Here is a 26149-nt window from a genome sequence, read left to right as displayed (position 1 = left end):
TATAAACTGGACAAAATATACCAAACTGTCTAGTTTAGATTTATAATCCGTCTGATTATCGATAAATAGAATTAAATTTTGGATATGTAATGCTTTTAAAACATTAATTCTGGATGATCTGGCAATACTTGACTGGCATCAAGTAATATTTTTTCACCAACAATATTATGATGATGCAACAAAATATGTGAATAACAAAAAAAATTCATATATTATAATTGCTTAAATGGAATGATTTGTAGTATGTAATGAAATTTGACTTAGGTTAAATTATGTAGGATTATGTTTACAGTTTGGTATATTTTGTCCAGTTTATAACCTCAAGGAAATCATCAACAAGAATGATACATATCAACAAACATGAGGTTAGACAAAAATTTACTGTTTTTTGCATGTTTACCTTAATCAGTTAACTAAAAATCATTAAAAATCAACAAAATAAATTTATTTAAATATACAAAATCCCATAAAATAAAAATCAGGAACATATTGGTTATCTTTCATGCAAGGAGAATAGGACCTCTGTTTAAGCCGCATCGGTAACTTAACCGAAAAATATACAGAGGTAGCCATAAGACAAGGACTACAAAAACAAAACGCATGTTAGAAAACAAAAACGGCGAATCAGGTGGTAACAATAGGCATACCGTGAACGATAATCCGTCAAGGCAGGCTCTATTTTACGAGCAACCAGCGGGGCAAAAATCGAACTCATTTTAAGCTTCGGCAATTCTCCTTGATGACGCCATAACTTACTAATGAAAAAAGGATGAGATATGGAAGATGCAAACCTATTAGTCGGAAAACGTATTCAGACCAAAAGGAAAGAGCTGGGTATCACTGCTACAGCATTAGCAAATAAACTTGGCCTCAGTCAACAGCAACTTTCACGTTACGAAACGGGAGTGAATCGGATCAACCTCTCCCATCTCGTTGTTATTGCCGGTATATTTAATACACCAATTCAATGGTTTTTCGAAGATTGCAAACCAGTCAAGAAAGAGAACAATACTGTTAATAAAATTACAGATCAATATATCCCCATTGCCGAGACAATTATAGGCAAGAATGGTTGTTGAACGAGGCAAGATAACTTCGTCAGAAGCCTGTTATTTACTGATTTAAATTATCCCATTCAGGCTTCTGATTCTTGTCATACCACGGTACATTGCGGCATTTCATTATCGAGAGTGGCCCACTATATCCGATATATCGGCAATAAATCGCCTAATGATCATCAATTCTTCCGGCGAATAGTTTTCCAATATTTGCAACCATCTGGCTTCTATTTGCCGATGCAGTTTTTCATGCGCAGAAAATATCTGCTTTCCTTCGTCAGTGAGGCTGAAATAGATCTCTTTCTGGTTATCTACCATTTTCAGTTTTTCAACGATAGCGCGCTGAAGAAGTTTTGCACAGATCTTTGAGATAGCACCCTTGGTCATCCCCAGCGTCTGGCTGATACTTGTGATATTTAATAATACCGATTCTCCTATACACTGGATCACATGTAATTCAGACAATGAATAGCCACTGAGTCCATATTCGCGGAGTGTCTCTTCATTATGCCCTCTCTTAATACCGTCTCTTAGATGTATCAAGTGATTAACTGCGGCAAGGATCTCACGTTGGTAAACTATACTGTTACTCATTTACGACTTTTCCAAAATAATATTTTCCTTGGAAATATTATTTGCATCATAACAAAAAAAGCAAAAAAAGATCTTTACAAAATCTCCCCATTTATTAACCTTCATATTGTTTCCATGGAAACAAAACGGAGAAAAAAATGAATAAATGTAACTCAATTCGTAATGTAAACGTGATTTTCTACCTGGTATGCTTCAGCGCCCTATTAGGATCTCTTGCACAAAATATCTATGTTCCCGTTATTCCTGTCATACAGGCGCTATTCAATGCGCCACTACCTTTAGTAAACCTGACTGTATCAGCATTCACATTTGTTTTAGCTATTATGCAAATCGTATATGGGCCATTAGCGGACAGTAAAGGCCGTAAAGCCGTTTTACTTCCTGCTCTGACTATTTCCGTCATTGGATCTGTTGGCTGTGCAATGGCTTCCGATATTTATTGGCTGATTGCCTTTCGAATAGTTCAAGCTATTGGGATTGCATCTATTCCTGTTATTGCAGCCACAATTATTGGTGATCTGTACGAAGAACAACATCGTGCCAAAGCCATCAGCACTTATCAGATGTTGTTAACGCTGACTCCTGCTTTGGGACCGTTGCTCGGCGGCTATTTAGCCGAATTAAACGGATATGTTGCGATTTTCCAATTTATTGCTGTTATCGGTGGGCTAATACTTATCAGTAACTTGCTTTGGTTACCAGAAACGAAACCCGAAACCAGACCAGAAAATAAGCCAAAACAGTCAGCAAGTGCCAAAAGCGTGTTTTGGCAGTTCGGCCAGATTTTGTCAGATCGCATCGCGCAATCCGTTTTCTGTATTGGCTTTATGCTGTTCTATTGTTATTTCTGTTTTTTGACTTTTTTACCCATCATCTTAGACCATGAATATAATTTCAGCCCTGCCGATATCGGTTGGATGTACATTCCCATATCACTGGCAATGATTGTTGGCAGCTATAGCTATCGTTTACTCCATCATCGGTTATCTAAGATAAATGGCCTGATTGTCAGCAGCTTGCTAAATCTGGCTTTAATCCTGTTGTTTTCCATCACATATCGATTTGGTATTCCCTCGTTAATCATTGTCACCGCTTTATACGGTTTCACTCTGGGGATATCGACACCTACACACGCCGCTTTACTGTTAACAACATTTGTGGAAGAACGGGCAACTGTGATTGGGCTTTATAATTTTATTCGATATATGGGAATGGCTGTTGGCCCAATGGTTGGCAGTTTCTTGTTATTCAATAACCACTATGAATGGGTATTTTTAATGGGAGCGTTGTTATTTGCTGTATCTATCGGTTTCACTGCCATTATGACTCAACGGCACAGTAAACGGCGATAGTGCTCATCGAGTAGCATTTAATGGGAAATAGCCCAAATCGCTGCAATATTCCGTGCCGTTATCCGCAAATTATCGGCACCATTGGCAAGGGCATCAGCAAGGGAACAAACCTCCGGTATGATGGAAAAGACCGCATTCAGTCCATGCTGATGCACAACATGGTAGTCTCGGCTCATTCCCCCAACTAACGCAATGGTGGGAATACCAAACTTTTTCGCAACACGGGCAACACCAATGGGCGTTTTACCGTATATGGTCTGGCTATCCAGACGACCTTCTCCCGTAATGACCAGATCTGCACCCTGAATCGCTTCTTCCAGTTGCAGGGTTTCGATAACAATCTCAATACCTGGCTGTAATCTTGCTCCCAAACACCCCAATAAGGATGCGCCCATCCCTCCAGCCGCACCAGCACCAGCACCAGCAGTATCAATCACGCTTTTTCCCATTAGGGATTCTATTTTCATGCCATAATGACGCAATGCAGAATCTAATGATTTCACCATCTCCGGTGTCGCGCCTTTTTGTGGACCAAATACCGCTGACGCTCCCTGTTCACCACATAATGGGTTATTCACATCACAAGCTACAGTAAATTCAATTTGCTTGAGACGTGGATCAAGGTTTGTTAAGTCAATACTTTCCAGCCGGGTTAATGCCGCGCCACCGAATGGCAGAATACGACTGTCACCATCCAATAAATTTGCACCAAGTGCCTGCATCATACCTGCACCACCATCGTTGGTTGCACTGCCGCCAATGCCTAAAATCAGTTTGTGTATTCCCTGTTCCAATGCAGCCAGAATCAATTCTCCTGTTCCATAACTCGTCGTTATCAGTGGGTTACGCTGTTTCATCGGCACCAAGTGCAAACCAGAAGCGGCAGCCATTTCAATCACTGCGGTTTTTCCATCGCCAAGCAAACCAAAGAATGTCTCAACAGGTTGTCCCAAAGGATCAGTAACAGTACACACGATACGTTTTCCTCCGGTTGCAGCCACCAGTGATTCGACGGTCCCTTCGCCGCCATCCGCCATAGGTAGCTTGATATAGTCTGCTTGTGGATAAATCTCTTTAAATCCCCGCTCTATTGCCTGCGCCACCTGCAAGGCACTCAAACTTTCCTTAAATGAATCTGGAGCAATCACAATTTTCATCATGGAATTTCCTCGGCTTTCTGACACTGATTGTTATTTTGCTGTTCACTGCTGATTATCTTGCACACATAAAAAAAGCGATAAACAAATTATCGCTTTTTAATCCAGCAAGTTTTCGCAGTTAAGAGATTACGCTTCAATAGCCAGTCGCAATTTCTTCATGGCATTTTTTTCTAGCTGCCGAACACGTTCAGCAGATACGCCATATTTATCGGCCAATTCTTGCAAGGTGGTTTTATTGTCATCGTCCAACCAACGAGAACGAATGATGTCCTGGCTACGTTCGTCCAGCCCTTCCATCGCCACAGAAAGTTTATCCGCAGCGTGAGTTTCCCAGTTATCTTCTTCAATGCCATCGGCAAAGTCAGAAGCCTTATCTTGCAAATACAGCACCGGAGCCACTGGATGGCTATCATGACTGTCATCATCAGAGGACATATCAAATGCCATATCCTGCGCTGACATACGGGATTCCATCTCTCGGACATCTTTGCTGGTCACGCCCAATTCTTTGGCAACCAGTTCAATTTCATCCTGATTGAACCACCCCAGACGTTGTTTAGCCTTGCGCAAATTAAAGAACAGCTTACGCTGAGCTTTTGTTGTTGCGACCTTCACAATACGCCAATTACGCAATACATATTCATGGATTTCTGCCTTAATCCAGTGAACAGCAAAAGAAACCAGACGTACGCCCACTTCTGGATTAAAGCGACGAACCGCTTTCATCAGGCCAATATTACCTTCCTGAATTAAATCCGCTTGCGGCAGACCATAACCGGCATAACTGCGGGCAACATGAACAACGAAGCGCAGGTGAGAAAGAATCAGCTTTTTCGCTGCATCCAGATCTCCCTGGTAATGCAGCCTTTCTGCCAGTTCCTTCTCTTCCTCGGCAGAAAGCATAGGATAAGCATTGGAGGCACGGATGTACCCTTCCAAACTACCTTGTGGAACTAACGCCAAAGTTTGCATTTCTTTTGTCATTCAAATTCTCTCAAAATTAGATCCAAATTGATGGCCTTCAAGTTTGCCTGAGTTCACCAGTAAGGTTTATTCAAGCCAAAGATATGCCTATTTTACCACCGTAAAGATCATATTCAAATCGTCTCGGTTGTGTGAATATCAATACAAAACCATAATTGTGACTTTGACAACAATTAAGCCCAACAGTTCAGCAAGCCCTGCTACACCTTTATTCTGGCCTAAAACGACGTAAATGCTGAATTGTCGCAAACCATGCAGCTATCCAACCAATCATACCCGAAATAAGCACTAATAAGAGTGCTTCATCCCACTCCAAACCATGCAGTATAAAGCGGGTACCGAAAACACTCGCCACTTCTGTGACCACATTGGAAAGTTTCCACACCAGCAGAGAGGAGAGGATCAAGGATAATATTGCCCCCAGAATCCCCAATAAGGCTCCACCATTGAGGAAAGGACGCAAAATAAACCCATCCGTTGCCCCAATCAGCTTCATGACGTTAATTGTCTCACGACGGCTAAAGATACTCAGCCGAACACTATTACCAATGACCAGGAGCAGCGCAACCACCATCAAGATACCTATCACGGCAGCAATTCTGCCAACAAGGTCAGCCAACGCGGTCAAGCGGGCAAACCAGCTATCATCCATTCTGACTTCTTCAATGCCTTTAATTTGTGCAACTTGATCACGCAATGTTGTTAGCGCCTGAGAATCTTGGAAATTCAATTTAGGAGAGACGACGGCAACTGCCGGTAGAGGGTTTTCTTCCAGCAAATCTAGTGCGCTGGCAAAACCTGACCATGCACGGAATTCGTTTACGGCTTCGTCACGGGAAAGGTAATTGACCGATTTCACGCCATCCATGCCTTTCAACTGATCAATCACCTGCTTGACACTATTGTCATTCAGTGACTTATCCAAATAGACCGTGAGTTGTGGGATGGGATACCACTGCATCACTGCTTGATTGACGTTTTTCCAAACAATATAAAACACACTTGGCAAGGTCAGGGAAATCGCTATCACCATAACAGTCAGCAACGTTGCCAGCGGTTGGCGGAACATATCGGACAGCGTACTTTTCCACGCATAACGCCACTGTACACGCCATCCCCCTTTTAGTGATTTGGATTTTGGGGACTGTGTTTTTTTCGTTGAATGACGGACATACTTAGCCATGATGTCCTCCTTGCATACGTCCCTGATTCAGGGTCAAAATACGATATTTTCTTCGTTCAATTAGAGCAGTATCATGGGTAGCCATCAGAACCGTCACGCCAACCCGGTTAAATTCTTCAAACAGACGCATGATCCCCTCTGATAATGCTCCATCCAAATTTCCCGTCGGTTCATCTGCCAGCAATACGGTTGGCTTATTCACCACCGCGCGGGCGATACCAACACGCTGTTGTTCTCCACCGGAAAGCTGAATGGGGGAATTTTTCGCTTTGTCCAGTAAGCCGACCTTATCCAACGCCGCAGATACCCGTCGACGAATGTCTTCAGCACTTGCCCCTGAGATAATCAGCGGCATAGCGACATTCTCGTATACGGTACGGTCCAAAAGCAGGTGATGATCCTGAAAAATCATGCCGATCTGACGGCGCAGAAAAGGGATCTCACGGGATTTTAGTCGGCTAATGTCATGACCAGAAAACCAAATATGGCCTGCGCTAGGGCGTTCAATACCACAGATAAGTTTCAAAAGTGTACTTTTACCGGCCCCTGAGTGACCGGTTAAAAATGCCATTTCTCCTGGAAGTAGATGAAAATCCACCCCTTGCAGCGCCTGCCGCCCTCCCAGATAGGCTTTACTGACCTGTTCAAAGCGAATCATTGATAGTTAATCCTCTCTGGCAAAAAGAGCCTCAATAAAATCGTCTGCCTTAAATGGACGGAGATCTTCAATGCCTTCACCCACACCAATGTAGCGGATTGGGATCTCAAATTGGTCGGCAATAGCGAAGATAACGCCCCCTTTCGCAGTACCATCCAGTTTGGTCAGTGAAATACCCGTCAATCCCACAGCTTCATGAAATAGTTTAGCCTGACTTACTGCATTTTGACCTGTGCTGGCATCCAGAGTCAGCATAATTTCATGAGGTGCGTCTTCGTCCAGTTTTTTCATCACACGAACGATTTTTTTCAGTTCTTCCATCAAATGGGATTTGTTCTGCAAGCGCCCAGCGGTATCTGCAATCAGGACATCAATACCTTTAGCCTTGGCTGACTGGATGGCGTCAAAAATCACCGAGGCGGAATCTGCCCCCGTATGTTGGGATATCACCGGAATTTTATTGCGTTCCCCCCAAACCTGTAACTGCTCTACTGCGGCGGCGCGGAAGGTATCTCCAGCCGCCAGCATGACAGATTTACCTTGGGAGTGATATTGACGCGCCAACTTTCCAATCGTGGTCGTTTTACCAACACCATTTACTCCCACCATCAGAATGACATAAGGTGATTTGCCTTCTATCTCCAGCGGTTTATCAACTTTCGCCAGAATGGTTGACATCTCTTCTTTTAGTTTAGAGTAAAGTGCTTCCGCATCTTTCAATTCTTTACGGCTGGCATGGTCTGTCAAGTTAGTAATGATCTTACGGGTCGTTTCAACGCCCACATCTGCAATCAATAACTGTTCTTCCAGCTCTTCAAACAGATCATCATCAATTTTTTTGCCACGAAATAGTCCCAAGAAGCCAGAACCAAGATTTTGACGAGTTTTAACTAAACTGCGTTTCAGACGAGCAAAAAATCCTTCTTTAGTCGGCCGTTCTTGTTCCTTAGGTAAGGCCGCCTGTTCTTCTGCCTCTTCTGCCGCACGACGGGCCGCTTCTTCTGCTAAACGCTGCTGCTCCGCCTCTTCTGCCGCGCGATGGGCGGCTTCTTCCGCTAAACGCTGCTGCTCTGCCTCTTCTTCTGCCGCGCGATGGGCCGCTTTTTCCGCTAAACGTTGCTGCTCTGCTTCTTCTGCTGCACGACGGGCCGCTTCTTCCGCTAAACGCTGCTGTTCTGCCTCTTCTGCCGCGCGATGGGCCGCTTCTTCTGCTAAACGCTGCTGCTCCGCCTCTTCTGCCGCACGACGGGCGGCTTCTTCCGCTAAACGCTGCTGCTCTGCTTCTTCTGCTGCACGACGGGCGGCTTCTTCCGCTAAACGCTGCTGCTCCGCCTCTTCTGCCGCACAGCGGGCTACTTCTTCCGCTGCGACTCTTTCTTGTTCAGCTTGTTCTTCTTGCTGTTTGTTATCTTGACGACCAAGTCCAAACCAAGAGAAGAAACCTCTTTTTTTCTCTTTTGCCATCGGCCACTACACTCCTCGCGGTTAAGTTAGATATATGCTGTTATATCCACTGAGATAGGTTCTAACGGTAATGAATCCAGTCTAACATTTTCATCACACCACAACACATATCTATAGAGGATTTCGTGGTAAATTAATCAATGGATATCTTCGTTTTCACTCACTTTTTGTCTCCGCCAGATATTATTAAGTCGCGGCGGATGGCAAATATTTAAGTTATGTAAATTATGACTAAAAAACCACAGCGTCTGTCTTTGGGACAAATCCGCATTATTGGCGGAAAATGGCGCGGAAGAAAATTGCCGGTTCCTGATAGTGACGGCCTGCGTCCAACAACAGATCGCGTCCGCGAGACACTTTTTAACTGGCTTATGCCAGTGATTCAGGGTGCTCGTTGCCTGGATTGTTTTTCAGGTAGCGGAGCGCTTGGATTTGAAGCTTTGTCTCGTTATGCAAGCCACACGACCTTAATTGAATATGATCGTAATGTGGCGAAACAACTATCGGCTAACCTGGCCTTGCTGAAAGCTGAAAATGCCGATGTGGTGCAAGGTAATGCACTACAATACCTTAACAACACCGGAACACCGTTTGATGTGGTTTTCCTCGATCCACCATTTCGTAAGGGGATGTTGACTGAAACAATCAATTTATTGGAAGCCAATAACTGGCTGGCAGAAGAAAGCTGGATTTATGTTGAGGCAGAAGCAGAATCTGTAACAGAAGTTCCCCCAAACTGGCAACTTCATCGGCAAAAAACGGCCGGACAAGTTGCTTATCGTTTATATATTCGCCATCAATAATCCAGTGTCTAGACGGCTTAGGGCGTGTTGACGTTTTGCGAGGAATTATTAGACAACATGATGATTTGGTATAATTACTTTCGTCAAAAAACAACCAAGCCTCATCATCATGCCGCGAACTATATTAACAGATCTCTACTGGAATAAGCTATCTGCATTAATGCAACACACGGGGTGGGTATATAACAAACCTGAGCATCGTTTGACGTTGGAAGATATTCTTTATCAAATGCGAACCAGCAAGCCCAGGCGCGATTTACCCCCAGAATTTGGCAAATGGAGCAGCATCAGACAATGATGAGGCGATGGGTAAAAGTTGTGGTGGACATTCGACAAAAATCCATTTAACGATAACCGCCAACTTTTAAATAACCATCGCAGCATCAAACAGCGAACCGAGCCTATGCCGGGATTTAAAAAATAGCCGGAATGTCCGATTTCACCCGCCGCATTTTTCTATCAACTGGCTGAATAAAAATAATCGCACCCTCTTCTGACGCGCTTCCTCTGTTAATGCGACAGAACCAACGGTTGTAGCACATTACGAATGTGTGTCACTGTGTGCCTGCAAACGCTTTTTGTACAACAGACAACATATTATGTTGTATTAGGAAGTATGTTTAGCAAATTAGTATGCATTACTGAATAAATCACTCTAAGTATAGAAGTTAAATTTATACATTTATAATAAAGAGGAATTATGCAGTTTAGCTCAGTAGATAAGATAGTTAACGATAATATTTTCATAAAATTCAATAAATTTTGCTGTCATACAGATCTCTTCGTCAAAGTGGAAGGATTGAATGCTGGGGGTTCTATAAAAATGAAAACGGCCATCGCACTTATCAGCGATGCCATTACCAACAAAGGATTAGACAAAACAAAACGATTTATTGAGTCAAGCTCCGGTAATCTTGGGCTATCATTGAGCATTATTGCCGCATCAAAAGGATTACATTTTACCTGTGTAGTAGATAAAAATACGTCTTTGCAGAATATTAAAATGATGCGCGCTTTGGGGACAGATATCATCCTTATTGAAAAAAAAGATGAACAAGGCGGTTATTTAGGTAATCGTTTGGCATACATTCGTTCTGCGATAAAACAAGATCCCGATCTTATTTGGCTGAACCAATACCAAAATATGGCTAATCCAACAGTACACGCCGAAATGACAGCAAAATCTATTTTGACCGAGTTCGGCAAAGTTGACTACCTATTCATCGGTGCGGGTACTACGGGAACATTGATGGGATGTGCCAATTTCTTTCGCCGCTGTTCCCCTAAAACCCAACTCATCGCCGTTGACTCCATCGGCTCCGTTACCTTTGGTACGCCCGGTAGCCCACGTTATTTGCCGGGACTTGGCTCTAGCGTACAGCCCCATTTTTTTGACAAAAGCCGCGTCGATATGTTGATTCAGATCCCCGAAGCAGAAACTGTTGCGAGCTGCCGCGATGCTGCGCGTCGTTTTGGTTATCTTGCGGGGGCTTCTACGGGTACGGTATTAGCCGCAGTGAAACGTCTTCAGACTGATATACCCAAAGATGCCATTGTGGTAGCGATTTCACCCGATATGGGCAGCAATTACATTGATACCGTTTATAACGATGAATGGTGTGACCTCACGTTTGGCAGGCAGGTGGCGTTTATCTGCCGCTTGACGATCAATGGCCCCAATCTCGCATTGAGGGGATTCTGCATCAAGCGCATGTACAAGTCTTGATACATGCATCAAATACAGGACATGGCATTACCCTGACTACACTCACTCCAAAGCCACGAACAGAGCTACCGGCAATCGGAACACCCGCCTATATCATCCATACTTCCGGCACAACTGGAACCCCCAAAGGTGTGGTTGTCAGCCATGAATCACTGTTACATCTGGTAGATAGCCATCAGCGTAATATTTATCAGCCACATGGTGTTACTGAAGGACATGTCGTCGTCAATGCGTCATTCTGCTTTGACAGTTCCCTTGAACGGCTGGCTCTGGTGGCCTTAGGTTACAGTGTGCACGTTGTTAGTGATCAGGTCAGAAAATCCCCCTTTGAATTAGTGAATTATCTGCATAACCACCATATTGTTAACATCGATTTAGTACCTTCACACTTAAAAGTGCTATTAAACGCGGGACTGGATGAAACCTGTGATGCACTGCAATTAGTGATTGTTGGTGGTGAGGCTATTAACACCGAACTCTGGCAGGAACTGGCTGCAAGCAAGAAAATTTACATCAACGTTTACGGCCCTACTGAAAATACCATTAATACCACATTTTGTGAGATCAAAGGTGAAATACCCCATATCGGTCAACCGTTTGAAAACGTGGTATGTCTGATTCTGGATGAGAATGAACAGCCCTGTTTACTTGGAACTGCGGGGGAATTATTGGTCGCAGGGCCACACCTTTCGCTCGGGTATTACAATGCACCAATACTCACTTCACGGGCTTTTGTTACCCTCAACGGACAGCGTTACTACCGTACCGGCGATTTGGTACGACAAAATGAACAGAAAAACTTGCTGTTCCTCGGTCGCATTGATGATCAGGTCAAAATCAACGGATATCGCATTGAGCTGTCTGACGTGCAGCACCATCTGGCACAATTGCCCGGTGTACAATATGCCGCAGTGACACCAATCAAATTATCTTCTGGGCATGCTCTTCTGGCTTCTGTCGTGTGGTACACCGATGCTGGCAACCTGACATTTGCCGATCTTGCAAAACAGCTTAACCAGAAATTACCCGCTTATATGGTGCCTGAACACTGGCAACAGCTTGATACATTGCCGCTGACTGACAATCTGAAGCTTGACCATAAATTCCTGCTGAACCACTGGCAAAACTACCAGAATAAATCTAGCGAAACCGTTACTGAAGATCCCGTTTCTGCGACTGAACATCAGATTCTGTGTATTTGGCAGCGAATACTGATGCGTGATTCTCTGAGTCTGAATGATCACTTTTTCTCTGTTGGTGGCAACTCAATGACGGCAATGATTCTGTTGATTGAATTGAACAAAGTGATGCCACATAAAGTAGGGCTGGCAGATATCTTCAAATATCCGACTATTCGTAAAATGGCTGTCTGGTTGAATTCGTACACAGAGCAGACAGAGGCGCAATGATGAATCTGATTTTTTGCTTGCCCCACGCAGGGGGCGGAGCGCATCACTACCTGGGTTGGTCGGCACATATTGATTCGGATATAAAGTGGATTCCTCTTGATTATGCAGGGCATTTTTCTCGCATGAATGAACCTGTTTACTCAACGTTTGAACAGGCTGCTCATGATTTGGCCAATGACATCATCATTCGTGCTGACGGACGGCCTTTTGCTCTGTTTGGTCACAGCATGGGAGGAGCGCTGGCCTATGAGATCGCTTGTCTCATGTCCGAGCAGCAATTCACAGAGAACCTGCGGTGCATTATCGTATCCAGCACGTTGCCAGCGCACAGCCGGAATCCGAATATGCCACGTTATTACGAATTATCCGACCTGGATTTTATTCAACATCTGGTGGAGACGGGGGGCATGACATCGCAGTTGGCTAAACAACCCACTCTGATGGAAACCTATTTGCCCTTAATTCGGCAAGATTATCGACTTTATCATCAGTATCAACCAGCAATTCGCTTACCGCTAACTCTCCCTCTGTATACCCTATGGGGAGAGCAGGAAGAGGAACGTAACCAAAAAATGCAGGATTGGGCAAATTACAGCTGCGCTTTCGCAGGAAGCAAGACCTATCCCGGCGATCATTTCTACTGGTATCACTGTCTAAGTGAGGTTGCGACGGATATTTCAGCTATAGTCAGACAATCAGGTAGTCACCAAATCAACAAAGGTCAGGAATAAAACCATGCCGATTTTGAACAACAAAGAAGTTATTGTGATTATTGATGCTTGGTCCGGAAGCAAATATCTGATTCCGGCTTTTCAGGCGTTGGGATATTTTTGCCTGCATATTCAATCCGCCTTTTTGCCTGCAACCTTTATTGGAGATAACCAACTGGCCAGCATCCGGAGTGACAGGCATATCGTTTATGATGGTGACATAGAGGCGCTACTCCACGAGCTACAATCTTATGCTATCAAGGCGATTCTGGCTGGCAGCGAGAGCGCTGTTCCATTGGTGGATCAACTAAACGCTGAGCTGGCGCTTCCCTTCAGCAATCCAATTGAACTTTCAACAGCCCGACGCAACAAGTTTCTGATGCAAGAACAACTTGCACGCCATCATGTCGCCTCCATTAAGCAAAACCTGATCAAGTATCGCGATGAACTACTGTGCTGGCTGAAAAACCATAATCGCTGGCCAGTAGTGTTAAAACCGGTACAAAGCGCGGGTACGGATGGCGTTTTTATTTGCCACGATATCAAACAGGCTGAGCAGGCTTTTACTGCCATTAAGAGCAAGAATGATCTGTTCGGAAATCAGAATCACGAAGTGTTATGTCAGGAATTCCTTGAAGGAGAGGAATTTGTCGTTAATGGTATTGCCTGTCAGGGGCAATATTTCTTTACCGACCTATGGCAATCGAAAAAGAAACAGTACAAAAATTTTCCGGTTTATGAAACACAATATCTTTATTATCAGCACGATGCTGACTTCAATACACTAACCAGCTATACCATACAAGTATGTCAGGCGCTTGGCATTGAAAATGGCGCGTTTCATGCGGAGATCATGATGACGCCGCGCGGGCCGGTACTGATTGAAATTGGCGCCAGAGTCGCAGGTGGAGCCGACCCTTATATTATCGAAGAGTGCTTGGGGCATTCGCAGATCAGCAAACTGGTGCAGGCCGTCCTTTATCCAGTGAGATTCCAACAGGAAATTCGTCAACCTCGTGACTTTCTGGGCCATAAGCATGCGGCTTATGTTTACATGATTTCGCCCACTAAAGGTAAAGTGCAAACATCACCAGAAGAGCAGTTTATCAAAATTGAAGGCGTTATTAGCGTCAACTACCACTATTCCCCCGGTGAAATTCAGCAAGAAACTAATGATCTGCTCAGTTCACCGGGCGTTGTTATTGCCATCAGCAACAACTCATCCTCACTCAATCAGGTCATTGCTGAAATTCGTTCCACTGAAAGCGATTTTTATCATAGCGGCTTAACGGTAATTGAATAAAGGAAACCACATGAATTTGGAATTATGGATAAAACAGATCAGCAAAACCTTTCCTTGGTATGCTCAATTACTCAGAGAGAAACAGGCGAAGGCTAACCAGCTGGCATCTCTGCCTCTCATGACTGAAGAGTTACTGACGCAACATTATTACCATGCGGAACATGCGTTTCCTAACCGTTACCACAGTTATCAAACCTCTGGTACCACAACAGGCAAACGTAAGCGCATTATCTATTCCGATAATGATCAACATATTTATCTGCAACAGCGCATGGGCATCATCAAGGATTTCTGTGGCGAAGGGTATGTCCGTGCCTGTGCCGATTTGGGTACCGGACATGCGGCTGCTACAGCGGGTGAAATTTTTCAGTCTATGGGATGTGAAGTTGAACTGATCGATTTTACCCGCCCGATTGAGCAACATATTGAAGTGCTAAACCGATTCAAACCAGACATTTTTTTCACTATGCCGATGATTCTGGACTGTCTGATTGCAACCGGCAAACTGGACTTCCGGCCGAAAAAAATCATCGTACTGGGGGATGTAGCGACTTTGGCTTGGCAAAAAAAGGTGGCGGATTATTTCCACATCGAACCAACGCAGGTACTTGATCTATTAGGCAGCATTGAAATTGGTTCCATTGCTTTCTACAATCACTCGCAGGGATATTACCAGTTTGATCCCTATCTAATACCAGAGGTGGTGCCCGTACGACAGATTTATCCTGACTCCGATTATCGGGGAACCGGCGGTATTTTGTTACTCACTTCGTTTGCCCGTGAATATTTTCCAGCAATACGCTTTGTCACTCACGATCTGATTGAAGGCTTTGAAAAGAAAATTGTTCAGGGAAAACCCCTTTACACCTATCAACGTTGTCTCGGCCGTTTTGCCAGCGAATTTAAACACGGTGAAAAAATCAACCTCAGTGATATCAATGACGCCATGGCAAAACACCTCCCTTATCACCGATATGATCTTGATGACCGTGATGGCGGATTAGTGATTCGTATTGCGATACCGTCGCTCCCAGCGGAAGTCAGTGATGCTATTAAGCATGATCTGCTATCGCGTAACCCCGACATCGCACAAATGATTGCCTCCGGGTTGGTCGGGGATATTCGTATCCAGCGTATCGATGAACAGCAAATCACCCGCAATATCAGCAAACGGCGTTATTAATTCACAGGGAAAACAAAGGAAATTTATGTGTGGAATCGCAGGCGTCATCCACTTGAATAATCAACCAGCACAACCTCAGCGATTAACATCCATGTTAAACGCGCTGGAGCATCGTGGGCCAGATCAGGTGGGAATTTATCATCATGGGCATGTCAGTATTGGTATGCGGCGGTTAAAAATCATCGCACTGGATAACGGTTCACAACCCTGTTACAGCAATAACGGACAATATGTATTGGTATTTAACGGTGAAGTCTATAACTACCATTCATTGCGCCAGGAATTAATTAAACAGGGATTTCAATTTAGTACCGACTCCGACGCAGAAGTGATTGTTAATCTGTACCAGCGTGACGGCGAGAAGTTTTATCACTCTTTGGATGGTATGTTTGCTTTGGCTATTTATGACCGCGTCAATGACTCACTGTTATTGGCACGCGATCCCGCCGGCAAAAAACCGCTGTTTTATACCCTGAACGACAACACAATCAGTTTTTCATCCGAATTGAATTCACTGTTGAAGAGCAATACCATTCCACGTCGTATTGACCTTGAGGCGTTGGATTATTATCTGCGCTTTCGGGTCGTGCCACGCGATCGTTGTATTTTTCAGGGTATCAGCAAAGTGCCTCCTGGTGGCAGTGTCAGCTTTATCCAAGGGAAGGAGAGCCGGAAAAACTATTGGCACGTTGACTACCAGCCAAGAGAGGATGATAAACCACTGGAGCAGTGGATTGATGAAATTGATGAGTATCTGAATCAGGCTATCGAGAAACGATTAAAGGCAGAAGTTCCTATCGGTACGATGCTCAGTGGCGGACTGGATTCCAGCCTGATTACTGCCATGGCATGTAAACAGGGACACCACTCGCTGAAAACTTTTGCTATCGGCTTCAATGAGTCCGCTTTCAGTGAGTTGGACTACTCCCGGCGTCTGGCTAAAGATCTTGGAACAGATCACCATGATTGCATTATTACGCCACAAGCTGCATTAGATGCAGCTCACGCGCTGAACAAAAACTTCGGAGAGCCTTTTGCTTTTCCATCTTCGATTGCCAGTCACTTTATGTATCAGATGGCGCGTCGTCATGTAACCGTAGTGCTGGGCGGCGATGGGGCGGATGAACTGTTCGGAGGGTATGCCCGTTATTCGTTGGCAGCGAATTTCCCCAACTTACCGGCGGAGTACAATCTGCCCCGCAAGGTCGATCTGTTTAACAAGGTATGGCAGAAAGAGGCATTCCCTGAGTTTTATCAGGCGCTACTGACTGATGGCGTTAGCAGTCAACTGCGCCAGCAGCTATACAGTAATGAGATAGCGTCACACTTGCTCGAAAAAAACGGTACTGCACAAGCCAATCGGTACGGTGATGAGCTGAGACGACATGCAAATCCTCTCTCCGCAGCGATGGAGTATGACTTTAACCATTGGATGCAGGAAGCGCAGTTGGTCAAGATTGACATTGCTTCAATGGCCAATTCACTTGAAGTGCGAGTTCCTTTCCTCGACAAACAAGTGGTGACATTGGCTAGCCGTTTGCCTACACGCTTTAAGCTCCATTTAGGCAAGGAAAAATACCTTCTTCACTGTCTGGCGAAACGCTATCTTCCCAATTATATTGTTAATCGCAAAAAGCAGGAGTTAGCAGTACCGCTTGAACAATGGATGGTATCGTCAATGAAAAAAACCATCGCCGATACACTGATCAGCGAGCAGGCATTATCACGTGGATACTTTAATCCGGATCGGATGCGTCAGTTTGTCAAAGAGTTCGATGGCAACAACTGCTATGCATTGTGGACGATGTACATGTTAGAAAAATGGCACCAACAGTTTATTGATAGACAGGAGTAGTGAATGACAGAGCAAGGTAGATACTTATCCGGTGTATTTTTTACATTACTGTATATTTTCATTGCCTCAACACAAAGTGTTTTACTGAACATCTGGTTGTTCGGCGTTAATATCTTTTTGATCGTTAGCCTGAGTTTTATGGTTGTCACTGTGCTATTCGCCACAATCGGCTTTTTCCGTCAACGGAAAGCTTATGCTGAGCTGTTTTCGCAATGGCGTATGTTGATAGCCTTAAATATTGTCTCGATGTTCAATTGGCTGTTTTATTTTCTGGCGGTTAAGTACCTTGAACCTTCTGTCGCCGTCACGCTAACACAAGGATTAGGTCCTGTTAGCATGACGGCTTACCTGTTGTTGACTCGTCAATCCATCAGCCTTGTTACACGTTGCTGTCATCTGATGATCTTTATAACAGCAGCTGCCATGTGCGTGTATACAGTGATGTTCAGAGATGTATACACACTCTATAGTCGCAGTGAAATGATAATGGGAATTGCCATGGCCATTCTGTGCAGTATCAGCATTACAGCTACTGTGATTATTTCTAAGCGTTTCGCTGTTAGCAAAGTACCCGCATCGGCACTATTATCGCTACGCTTTCCATTGTTGATCATAGTGTGTCTGGGAATATTGCTACTACAGAATAATGTTGTTGTTAATAGCAAAATTATCTATTTAATCTTGTTGATCGCATTGGTAGGTGTGGGTGCATCAATTTATTTTCTGCAAAAGGGAATTGAATTTGCAACACCATTGGCTGTTTCCACTGTACTGGCACTTTCGCCGCTGGCCGTGTTTATGATCCAACTGTTTAATGTGCGTACGCCGTTTAGTCCGAAGTTATTTATGATGATAATCACGATTGTCACAGTATCGGTAGTGTCGATTATCTACGATGCCCGACAAATTGGCAGAAAATAAGACTCTGTTGCATTAGCATTAATGCAGATAGCTTATTCCAGTAGAGATCTGTTAATATAGTTCGCGGTGTGGTGATGAAGCTTGGTTGTTTTTTGGCAAAAATATTATACCAAATCATCATGCTGTCTAATAACCCCTCGCAAAACGTCAACACGCCCTAAACACGATTTTGGAGTCAATGATGTTTATTCAATTAGGAAGAGGGATCATGATCTTAGTGTGGGGTATCATGATCTTCAATTTGTTTCACCCATTCCCTAAGCCATTGAGATATTTCATGGATATTGCAATGGTATTTACGGTAATCATGCACTCTTTTCAGTTGCTGCTACTGAAAAACTCCCAGCCTAAAGATCAAAAGCTGTCTAGTTTTCTCCAGACTAAGATCTTCTTTTTTGGCGTCTTTGAATTACTGGCCTGGCAGAAAAAACAATTAAAAGAGAAACAACAGGAGAAAAAATAACCTCCTCTATCCAGTGGTTCATCCTGTTTTCTTCCGATTGGAAACAAAGCAAATATCATCAATGAGTAATTCGCGTAATTACTCATTGACGTTCTTTGTTTTTGATAATAAAACGTTACTCGTTCGTTAATAACGAATCAATGTCGATAAATCAAGATATTCTCCGTACCAACCCCGTCATAAATAAAATTGCCTGACAAAACAGGCGTTGAACTTTAAGGAAAGGAAAAATATGAGTTGGCCATTTCTCGCTGTGTTTTTCTCCGGGTGGTTATATATTGATGCCGCCTATCGTGGCACCAACTGGCAGCAATGGGTTTTCCGTCCCGTCACGATGTTGCTTCTATTATTATGGGCCTGCCAGGCGCCCAATCTTGAGGTTTCAGGTTACCTTATCATTGCGGGCCTTCTTACTACCTTGCTCTCTGATGCGCTTCGCATGTTCCCTGGTAAGTATTTACTCTTCTCATTCATCGCACTGTTCCTGAGTTACCTGTTATACACCATCAGCTTTGCCTTACATATGGATTTCAGTCTCTTCTTCCCGCTGCCTTTGATCTTGCTAGTCGTTGGTATTGTGGTCATGCTGACAGTCTGGAATCGTCTGGATAATATGCGCTGGCGAGTGGTAGATAGTTTCGTTATGGCACTACTGATGGCTTGGATTGCCGGAGAACAATATTTTTCGCTTAGCAATGATAGCCGATTTTCTGTCGTCGCTGGCGCTATCCTGCTACTCCTCGCACACAGTATCAATATCATTGCTCAGTATCGCTTCCCTTTTAAATTGTCAAAAGCGATGGTTGCTACCTGTGGTTTTATTGGGCATTTTTTGATTATTCGTTCACTCTACCTATGATAGTTTGCCCTTACTAACCAAGGGTTCGAAAAGCTAACAACATCAAGAGGAAGGACATTGATGGTGAGAACCTATTTTAATTAGCACAAATCATCAAAAGAATTCCTCTTATTGGATTTGACTCTGGAGTTTACTCCAACGTGTAGAGTTAATGCTAATGATTAAAATTAACTCTATTTAAGAGGTCGCCTATGTTATCCACGACTAAAAAACATAAGCAATCACAGCACAATTCTCTATCTTTGCAAAAAGATGAACATCAGAATATCGCCAATAATGTAAGTGGGCATTCACATCACGATCACAGCCACGAACATTTGCATCATTCTCCCACGCCAAACCATAACTCTTCTTCTTGTTCTACTGGCGCAGTGCACTCCCATGAACATAATGGTGCACACTGTTCAAACGATCATGCACATACCATGCAGGATAACGCTCTCGCCGAATTAACCGCGAGACAGCGTTTTAATTGGACTATCCAAGGCATGGATTGCCCAAGCTGTGCAGGCAAGATCGAAAATGCGGTCAAAAAACTGTCAGAAGTCAGACAGGTCAAGGTCCTGTTTACAACAGAGAAACTGGTGGTCGATGCTGATATTGATATCCGTGCTGCCGTTGAACAAGCAGTAAAACAGGCCGGCTTTGCCATCAAAGAGGCAAATTCGGCATCTAAATTGCCTCCGGCAGTCAGTCACTGGAAAACTTTCTCCCCTATTTTGATTCTGGCCGCCTTGATGTTCGTCAGTTGGGGAATATCAAAAGCGAATGCCCCCGTAGGGCAGATTGCTTTCATCATCACTACACTCATTGGGTTATATCCGGTAGCGACTAAGGCCGTCAAACTGATCCGTTCTGGCACACCTTTCGCCATTGAAACGTTGATGAGTGTCGCTGCCATCGGTGCCTTGTTTATTGATGCTACCGCAGAAGCGGCAATGGTTATTCTCCTGTTCAAGTTGGGGGAAATACTGGAATCCTATGCCGCCGGACGCGCACGTCGTGGCGTCAGTGCCTTGATGGCATTAGTTCCTGAACAAGCCCTACTTATTAAGGATGGAAAAAAGAAAACCGTGCCAGCGGCGGATCTGCGTCCAGGGGATATCATCGAAATCGCCCCCGGTGCGCGCTTACCTACCGATGCCGAACTGCTCAGTCCCTTTGCCAGTTTCGATGAAAGTGCCCTAACCGGTGAATCAGTTCCGGTTGAACGGCAGCAAGGAGAAAAAGTCGCCGCGGGTTGCCTTTCTGTTGATAGTGCCGTACAGATGAAGGTGATCTCTGAACCTGGTCACAACGCCATTGACCGCATTCTGCAACTGATTGAAGAAGCGGAAGAGCGTCGTGCGCCAATTGAGCGCTTTATCGACCGTTTCAGTCGTGTCTACACCCCGCTGATTATCTTGTTCTCAGCCCTGGTGGTAGTAATCCCGCCCCTGTTTTTTGCTGGCTCATGGGAAACCTGGATCTACCGAGGCCTGACTCTGCTGTTAATTGGTTGCCCTTGCGCATTGGTCATCTCGACGCCCGCCGCCATTACTTCCGCGCTGGCCGCAGCAACCCGTCGGGGTTCCCTCATCAAAGGTGGAGCGGCCTTGGAGCAACTTGGTTCAGTGCGCACCATCGCACTGGATAAAACCGGAACCTTGACCGAAGGCAAACCCCAGGTTACTGAAATTGAACCGGTGGAAAACATCAGTGCAGAAACCTTACTGGCACTGGCGGGTGCTGTAGAGAGTGGCTCCCATCACCCACTGGCAAAAGCTATCCTGAATGCCGCAGAAAACAGCGGTGTGGCAATTGTTGAAGCAGAACAGCGCAAGGCGCTGGCTGGTATAGGGGTTGAAGGGCAATTATCGGGGCAAAAAATTCTCGTCGCAGCCCCCGGAAGATTGCCGGAAAACACCTTGTCCGAACAATGGAAACAGAGAGTCACTGAGCTGGAAGACGATGGAAAAACAGCCGTTGCTGTCATTCAAAATGGGCAACTTATGGGGTTAATAGCAATGCAAGACACCTTGCGTCAGGATGCCATAGAGACTATCCGTATTCTGAAAAAACAAGGTGTCGATGCAGTCATGCTGACTGGAGATAATCCCCGTGCCGCGGCAGCTATTGCGAATCGACTGGGCATTGATTATCGCGCCGGGTTGTTGCCTGAAGATAAAGTGAAAGCGGTCATTGAATTGAACCAAAAACACCGCACCATGATGGTTGGTGATGGCATCAACGATGCGCCAGCCATGAAAGCGGCCACTATCGGTGTTGCTATGGGCAGCGGTACTGATGTTGCACTGGAAACAGCTGATGCCGCCCTGACACATAACCGGTTGACGGGTTTACCTGAAATTATCGCCTTGTCCCGAACAACCCATTATAACATCCGTCAAAATATCACCATTGCGTTAGGATTAAAGGCGATATTTCTTATTACGAGCCTATTGGGTATTACCGGACTATGGATGGCCGTTCTGGCCGATTCAGGAGCCACGGCTTTGGTAACAGCAAACGCTGTTCGGCTACTTAGGAGCAAACCACAGAAATAATACACGGAATATTCAACCTACATTGCCACAAACAGATGGATAGAAAAGTGGCAAAGGTAAATAACAAATTGAAAAGGTGCATGTTAATACTATTACTATGCACCTTTTCAAAATAATTAATTACAAAAGGTTGCTATTAAGGGAAAAGAAAATATGGCATCCAGCGAGGTGATAGTTGACCAAATGCCATGTTTAAAACCTAGCACTTGTGCTTATTTTATGCCAGTTATTATATGGACTTTTCTCAATTAAACAGAATTTTCGCTTTTTCTGAGCAGATATCGATAAGGAGTTTGCTCTGTCTCTTGGGCGATCAACGCATGATCCATAAAGCGACAGAACCCCGGAATATCGCGGGTTGTTGCCGGATCATCCGCAATGACCAACAACGTCTGACCGACAATCATATGGCGGACAGCTTTGCGCACCATCATTACTGGCTCCGGGCAACGTAATCCCAACGTATCAAGCGTCTTGTCAGGGTTGGCAAAAACATCGGACATAACAATCTCTGTAGGTTCAAACAATCTGTGTGGCTGTGGATTATATTACAAAATATCGTCAACTGCCGTACTTTACTTTTATTGCGCAACACACGTATGATCCCACCGCCTGATCTTCAGGTAGATTGAATTTGTTGGGTTCCCTCACCCCATCCACCAAAAAGGTACAATATGCTGCAATTAACTGCGCAACAGCGGGCTTCGGCATTGATCTGGCTGTCGCTTTTTCACATTTTGATCATTACTTCCAGTAACTATCTGGTGCAATTACCCGTCTCCATTTTTGGTTTTCATACCACTTGGGGAGCATTTACATTTCCCTTTATCTTTTTGGCGACTGACCTGACTGTGCGTATTTATGGTGCGCCATTGGCTCGTCGGATCATTATTTCCGTTATGCTACCCGCGTTGCTGATCTCTTACCTAATTTCAGCTCTGTTTTTTCAAGGAACCTGGCAGGAATTCGGGACATTGGGAACCTTTAACGTGTTTGTCGCTCGCATTGCCGCAGCTAGCTTTATGGCCTATGTACTCGGCCAAATATTGGATGTTGGGGTTTTCAATCGTCTTCGCCAAAAAAGCCGCTGGTGGATAGCGCCAGCTGCCGCCATGTTTTTCGGTAATATGCTCGATACACTGGCCTTTTTCTTTATCGCGTTTTACCGCAGCACGGATGCATTTATGGCAACCCACTGGGTAGAAATTGCGTTAGTGGATTATGCCTTCAAGCTGTTTATCTGCATGCTGTTCTTCCTGCCCGCTTATGGCATTCTGTTGAACTTAATCCTGAAATACTTTTTCGCGCAAACGAAAGATAAAATCCTGGCCAAAGCCAACTAAAAACATCCCCCCTGAATCAATCAGGGGGACAGTCGTTCCGCCAGTGTTTCTCCTCACATCACTCATTTCCTGCTTTTGCTCATAACTTCTCTGCATATTTTGCCGTATAGTGTGAACGGGCAGTTCGTAACTTGCCCTATGCCAGTATTGTGACACTCTATGCCTAGTTTCCGGTAAAGAAGGAATATTTCTTATGCTGAAAGTGATCCAGTCTCCATCCAAATATATCCAAGGGCCAGGTGCGTTATCTCATATTGGTCGATACACCAAAATGCTTGCTGACCACGTCTTCGTGATTGCTGATAATTTCGTGATGAGCCTTATTGGGGATACCGCCAACCAGAGTCTAGAAGAACACGAAGTGACTAGCCATTTCGAACTTTTCAATGGCGAGTGCAGCCGTAATGAGATCTATCGCTTATCTGCCATTTTGTTGAAACAACAATGTCAGGCTGTCATCGGGATCGGGGGAGGAAAGACGGTTGATACTGCCAAGGCGGTTGCATACGAAGCCAAAATACCCGTCATTATTTCTCCTACTCTTGCTTCAACAGATGCCCCGACCAGTGCCCTTTCTGTTCTTTATACTGAACTCGGTGAATTCGACAGCTACCTGTTCTATCCACAAAATCCAAACATCGTGCTAATGGATACCAATATCATTGCTAAAGCACCGGTTCGCCTGCTTGTCGCAGGTATGGGGGATGCACTCGCCACCTATTTTGAGGCACGCGCCAGCAGTACAGCCCACAAACCAACCATGGCTGGCGGTGCAACATCTACCACAGGTTTGGCATTGGCAAAACTGTGTTATGAAACCTTACTGGCGGAAGGTTACAAAGCAAAACTGGCGGTAGAAGCAGGCGTCAGTACACCCGCCGTTGAAAATATTGTCGAAGCCAATACCTACTTGAGTGGCATTGGTTTTGAAAGTGCAGGATTAGCAGCAGCTCACGCCATCCACAATGGTTTTACCGTGCTGGAAGAGTGTCATCATCTCTATCACGGCGAAAAAGTTGCGTTTGGTACTCTGACACAATTGATCTTAGAAAATAGCCCAAGTGAGGAGTTGGAAACTGTGCTCGATTTCTGTGTACAGATCGGGCTACCCGTCACACTGGAGCAATTGGGCTTACGTGATAATGAGAAACTGCCTCAAAAAATCATGCAAGTCGCTATTGCAAGTTGTGCTGAGGGTGAAACCATTCACAATATGCCATTTGTTGTGACACCAGAACACGTTTACGCCGCAATTTTGGCCGCAGACCAAGTGGGTAAAGATTGGTTGTATTAAGTGATTGCGAAATTAATTCGATTGCTCTTAGGGCGGGAATTCCCGCCCTAAGAGTTTGACCAAAATAGATTCAAATATGATGAATAATATAACGTGTGCTACGGCCCCCAGCCTCAGTTTTTTCCAAACAACCGAGTTCTGTTAGATGATTTAAATGTCGGGTCGCGGTTGCACGACTCACTTTAGCCACTTTTTGATATTGGCTGCTATTAATACCTTGTTGAAAATCACCATCTAACATTCTGTTCAATACTTTTATTTGTTCCTGACTGAGCTGGCTTTGATCAACACGACGCCAGAATCGAGTCTTTTTCACTAGGTCATCAATTTGCTTCAATTTAGCAATAAGAGTGCTATTGAGTGTTTGCAGAAACCACACCATCCAATCGGTAATATCCAGATCACCACGCTGAGTCTGTCCCAGTATTTCGTAATATTGCTTACGGCGTTCACAAATACTTACTGGCATGGCATAAAATCGAATCGAACGGCTTTCACCTTGCGCCAATACTAAATCAGTCAAAAAACGGGTAATGCGCCCATTACCATCTTCCATTGGATGCAACGTGACAAACCATAAATGTACGATTGCTGCCCGCAAAATCGGATCAAGATAGAGTTCATGACGGGATTGATTAAACCAGGTAATAAACTGTGTCATTTCTCCCTGCAATTTTTCGGCAGGTGGCGCTTCAAAATGAACAATAGGATTATCTATTCTACCAGAGATGACTTGCATCCCCCCGTGCCGCAGTTGGCCACCTTTAATGGGACTAACCAAAGTATAATCCACGGGAAACATCAATTCGTGCCATTTCAAAAGGCGATTTAGCGTCAGAGATTCGTCATATCTCACCACCACATCAAAGGCAATTTCTGCCATACCATCGGTCTGCCCACTGGTTGGATAAGGCTTAGCTTCACTGATCCCGAATCGATTTGCCAATGAAGAGCGTACTGATGCTGCATTCAACTTTTCACCTTCTATTTCACAGGAATAGAGGATACTGGCAAGAAGATTATCCAGTGTTGCTTGCTCTGTACTTTCAACGTCAGATTTTCCTAACAGCACCCCCTGATTAAAGTGAATTTCCCGCAAAATAGGATTCAGTACATGCTCATCCCATTGGAAATTAGGCCAATTTTTTTGTTCCCAGATCCACATTGAATTCCACCTTATGACGCCAATAGTCTAATCATTCTACTCATGGAATGAGGCAAATAACAACGCTATTCGCCTCACAAAATGAGGCGAATAGCATACTTAATTGACTCACTGAC

The 26149-nt window shown here is 44.5% G+C and carries 23 protein-coding genes and 1 pseudogene; 16 read left to right on the top strand and 8 right to left on the bottom strand.

All coding sequences use genetic code 11. The features are described from left to right. The first annotated feature begins 776 nt into the window (after positions 1-776). Positions 777-1079 (top strand): helix-turn-helix domain-containing protein, encoded by a 303-nt coding sequence (locus IQ209_RS14780; protein ID WP_193852008.1) that lies wholly within the window; start codon positions 777-779, stop codon positions 1077-1079. A gap of 102 nt (positions 1080-1181) precedes the next feature. On the opposite strand, the gene IQ209_RS14775 is transcribed toward IQ209_RS14780, so the two are convergent. Continuing rightward, a complete protein-coding gene (locus tag IQ209_RS14775; RefSeq protein ID WP_193852007.1) occupies positions 1182-1652 on the bottom strand; it encodes a MarR family transcriptional regulator in 471 nt (156 codons plus the stop codon). 137 nt (positions 1653-1789) lie between these two features. Here IQ209_RS14775 and IQ209_RS14770 point away from each other — a divergent pair, with 137 nt between their 5' ends. Continuing rightward, positions 1790-3004: an MFS transporter gene (locus IQ209_RS14770; RefSeq protein ID WP_193852006.1), complete on the top strand. Its 1215-nt coding sequence runs from the start codon at positions 1790-1792 to the stop codon at positions 3002-3004. Positions 3005-3021: 17 nt separating this feature from the next. Here the strand turns inward: IQ209_RS14770 and IQ209_RS14765 are convergent, their stop codons facing one another. The 5 genes from IQ209_RS14765 to ftsY all read right to left on the bottom strand — a co-directional run bounded on the left by IQ209_RS14765 (position 3022) and on the right by ftsY (position 8453). Further along, complete coding sequence (locus tag IQ209_RS14765; RefSeq protein ID WP_193852011.1) at positions 3022-4161, bottom strand: glycerate kinase; 1140 nt, start codon at positions 4159-4161, stop codon at positions 3022-3024. Positions 4162-4290: 129 nt separating this feature from the next. Further along, a complete protein-coding gene (rpoH, locus tag IQ209_RS14760; protein WP_193852005.1) occupies positions 4291-5148 on the bottom strand; it encodes an RNA polymerase sigma factor RpoH in 858 nt (285 codons plus the stop codon). Between the two features lie 208 nt (positions 5149-5356). Continuing rightward, entirely contained in the window at positions 5357-6331 is a 975-nt protein-coding gene (gene ftsX, locus IQ209_RS14755; RefSeq protein ID WP_193852004.1) for a permease-like cell division protein FtsX, read from the bottom strand. Next, the gene (gene ftsE / locus IQ209_RS14750) at positions 6324-6989 is read right to left on the bottom strand and encodes a cell division ATP-binding protein FtsE (protein ID WP_193852003.1); all 666 of its coding nucleotides are present in this window, start codon (positions 6987-6989) and stop codon (positions 6324-6326) included. Before ftsE ends, ftsX begins: the two co-directional genes overlap by 8 nt. 6 nt (positions 6990-6995) lie before the next feature. Next, complete coding sequence (gene ftsY, locus IQ209_RS14745) at positions 6996-8453, bottom strand: signal recognition particle-docking protein FtsY (RefSeq protein ID WP_193852002.1); 1458 nt, start codon at positions 8451-8453, stop codon at positions 6996-6998. 227 nt (positions 8454-8680) lie between these two features. Between ftsY and rsmD the strand changes: the two genes are divergently transcribed. The 12 genes and pseudogenes from rsmD (at position 8681) to IQ209_RS14685 (ending at position 22231) form a co-directional block, all read left to right on the top strand. Beyond that, a complete protein-coding gene (gene rsmD, locus IQ209_RS14740) occupies positions 8681-9256 on the top strand; it encodes a 16S rRNA (guanine(966)-N(2))-methyltransferase (protein WP_193852001.1) in 576 nt (191 codons plus the stop codon). Between the two features lie 160 nt (positions 9257-9416). Continuing rightward, a pseudogene (locus tag IQ209_RS14735) lies at positions 9417-9545 on the top strand (IS5/IS1182 family transposase); the annotation flags it as partial. A gap of 411 nt (positions 9546-9956) precedes the next feature. Beyond that, positions 9957-10982, top strand: coding sequence for a 2,3-diaminopropionate biosynthesis protein SbnA (gene sbnA / locus IQ209_RS14730; protein WP_193852000.1), 1026 nt, complete (start codon positions 9957-9959; stop codon positions 10980-10982). Then, entirely contained in the window at positions 10910-12391 is a 1482-nt protein-coding gene (locus IQ209_RS14725; protein ID WP_193852010.1) for a non-ribosomal peptide synthetase, read from the top strand. Before sbnA ends, IQ209_RS14725 begins: the two co-directional genes overlap by 73 nt. Next, on the top strand, positions 12388-13122 hold the full coding sequence (locus tag IQ209_RS14720) for a thioesterase II family protein (RefSeq protein WP_228005900.1): 735 nt from the start codon (positions 12388-12390) through the stop codon (positions 13120-13122). Before IQ209_RS14725 ends, IQ209_RS14720 begins: the two co-directional genes overlap by 4 nt. A 4-nt stretch (positions 13123-13126) precedes the next feature. After that, positions 13127-14404: a dapdiamide A synthase gene (ddaF, locus tag IQ209_RS14715; RefSeq protein WP_193851999.1), complete on the top strand. Its 1278-nt coding sequence runs from the start codon at positions 13127-13129 to the stop codon at positions 14402-14404. A 10-nt stretch (positions 14405-14414) separates the two neighbouring features. Beyond that, positions 14415-15587, top strand: coding sequence for a fumarate--(S)-2,3-diaminopropanoate ligase (gene ddaG, locus IQ209_RS14710; protein ID WP_193851998.1), 1173 nt, complete (start codon positions 14415-14417; stop codon positions 15585-15587). A gap of 25 nt (positions 15588-15612) precedes the next feature. After that, positions 15613-17442, top strand: coding sequence for an asparagine synthase (glutamine-hydrolyzing) (gene asnB, locus IQ209_RS14705; protein ID WP_193851997.1), 1830 nt, complete (start codon positions 15613-15615; stop codon positions 17440-17442). A 3-nt stretch (positions 17443-17445) separates the two neighbouring features. Beyond that, on the top strand, positions 17446-18363 hold the full coding sequence (locus tag IQ209_RS14700) for an EamA/RhaT family transporter (protein WP_193851996.1): 918 nt from the start codon (positions 17446-17448) through the stop codon (positions 18361-18363). A 181-nt stretch (positions 18364-18544) separates the two neighbouring features. After that, positions 18545-18826, top strand: coding sequence for a DUF1145 family protein (locus tag IQ209_RS14695; protein WP_193851995.1), 282 nt, complete (start codon positions 18545-18547; stop codon positions 18824-18826). A 232-nt stretch (positions 18827-19058) separates the two neighbouring features. Beyond that, positions 19059-19685, top strand: a complete 627-nt coding sequence (locus tag IQ209_RS14690) for a lysoplasmalogenase (protein ID WP_193851994.1) — start codon at positions 19059-19061, stop codon at positions 19683-19685. 191 nt (positions 19686-19876) lie between these two features. Further along, entirely contained in the window at positions 19877-22231 is a 2355-nt protein-coding gene (locus tag IQ209_RS14685; RefSeq protein ID WP_193851993.1) for a zinc/cadmium/mercury/lead-transporting ATPase, read from the top strand. A gap of 248 nt (positions 22232-22479) precedes the next feature. Here the strand turns inward: IQ209_RS14685 and tusA are convergent, their stop codons facing one another. Next, positions 22480-22734, bottom strand: a complete 255-nt coding sequence (tusA, locus tag IQ209_RS14680) for a sulfurtransferase TusA (protein WP_193851992.1) — start codon at positions 22732-22734, stop codon at positions 22480-22482. A 171-nt stretch (positions 22735-22905) separates the two neighbouring features. Between tusA and IQ209_RS14675 the strand changes: the two genes are divergently transcribed. Together IQ209_RS14675 and IQ209_RS14670 are read left to right on the top strand one after the other, a co-directional pair. Continuing rightward, entirely contained in the window at positions 22906-23574 is a 669-nt protein-coding gene (locus IQ209_RS14675; RefSeq protein ID WP_193851991.1) for a 7-cyano-7-deazaguanine/7-aminomethyl-7-deazaguanine transporter, read from the top strand. Between the two features lie 193 nt (positions 23575-23767). Further along, entirely contained in the window at positions 23768-24868 is a 1101-nt protein-coding gene (locus tag IQ209_RS14670; protein ID WP_193851990.1) for a glycerol dehydrogenase, read from the top strand. A gap of 70 nt (positions 24869-24938) precedes the next feature. On the opposite strand, the gene IQ209_RS14665 is transcribed toward IQ209_RS14670, so the two are convergent. Further along, positions 24939-26033, bottom strand: a complete 1095-nt coding sequence (locus IQ209_RS14665; RefSeq protein WP_193851989.1) for a Fic family protein — start codon at positions 26031-26033, stop codon at positions 24939-24941. Positions 26034-26149 lie beyond the last annotated feature (116 nt).

The organism is Xenorhabdus sp. BG5 (assembly GCF_015163665.1).
In the GTDB taxonomy this organism is placed as follows: domain Bacteria; phylum Pseudomonadota; class Gammaproteobacteria; order Enterobacterales; family Enterobacteriaceae; genus Xenorhabdus.
The sequence above is the reverse complement of the archived record's forward strand: the minus strand, read 5'-3'. Positions and strand labels throughout refer to the sequence as shown.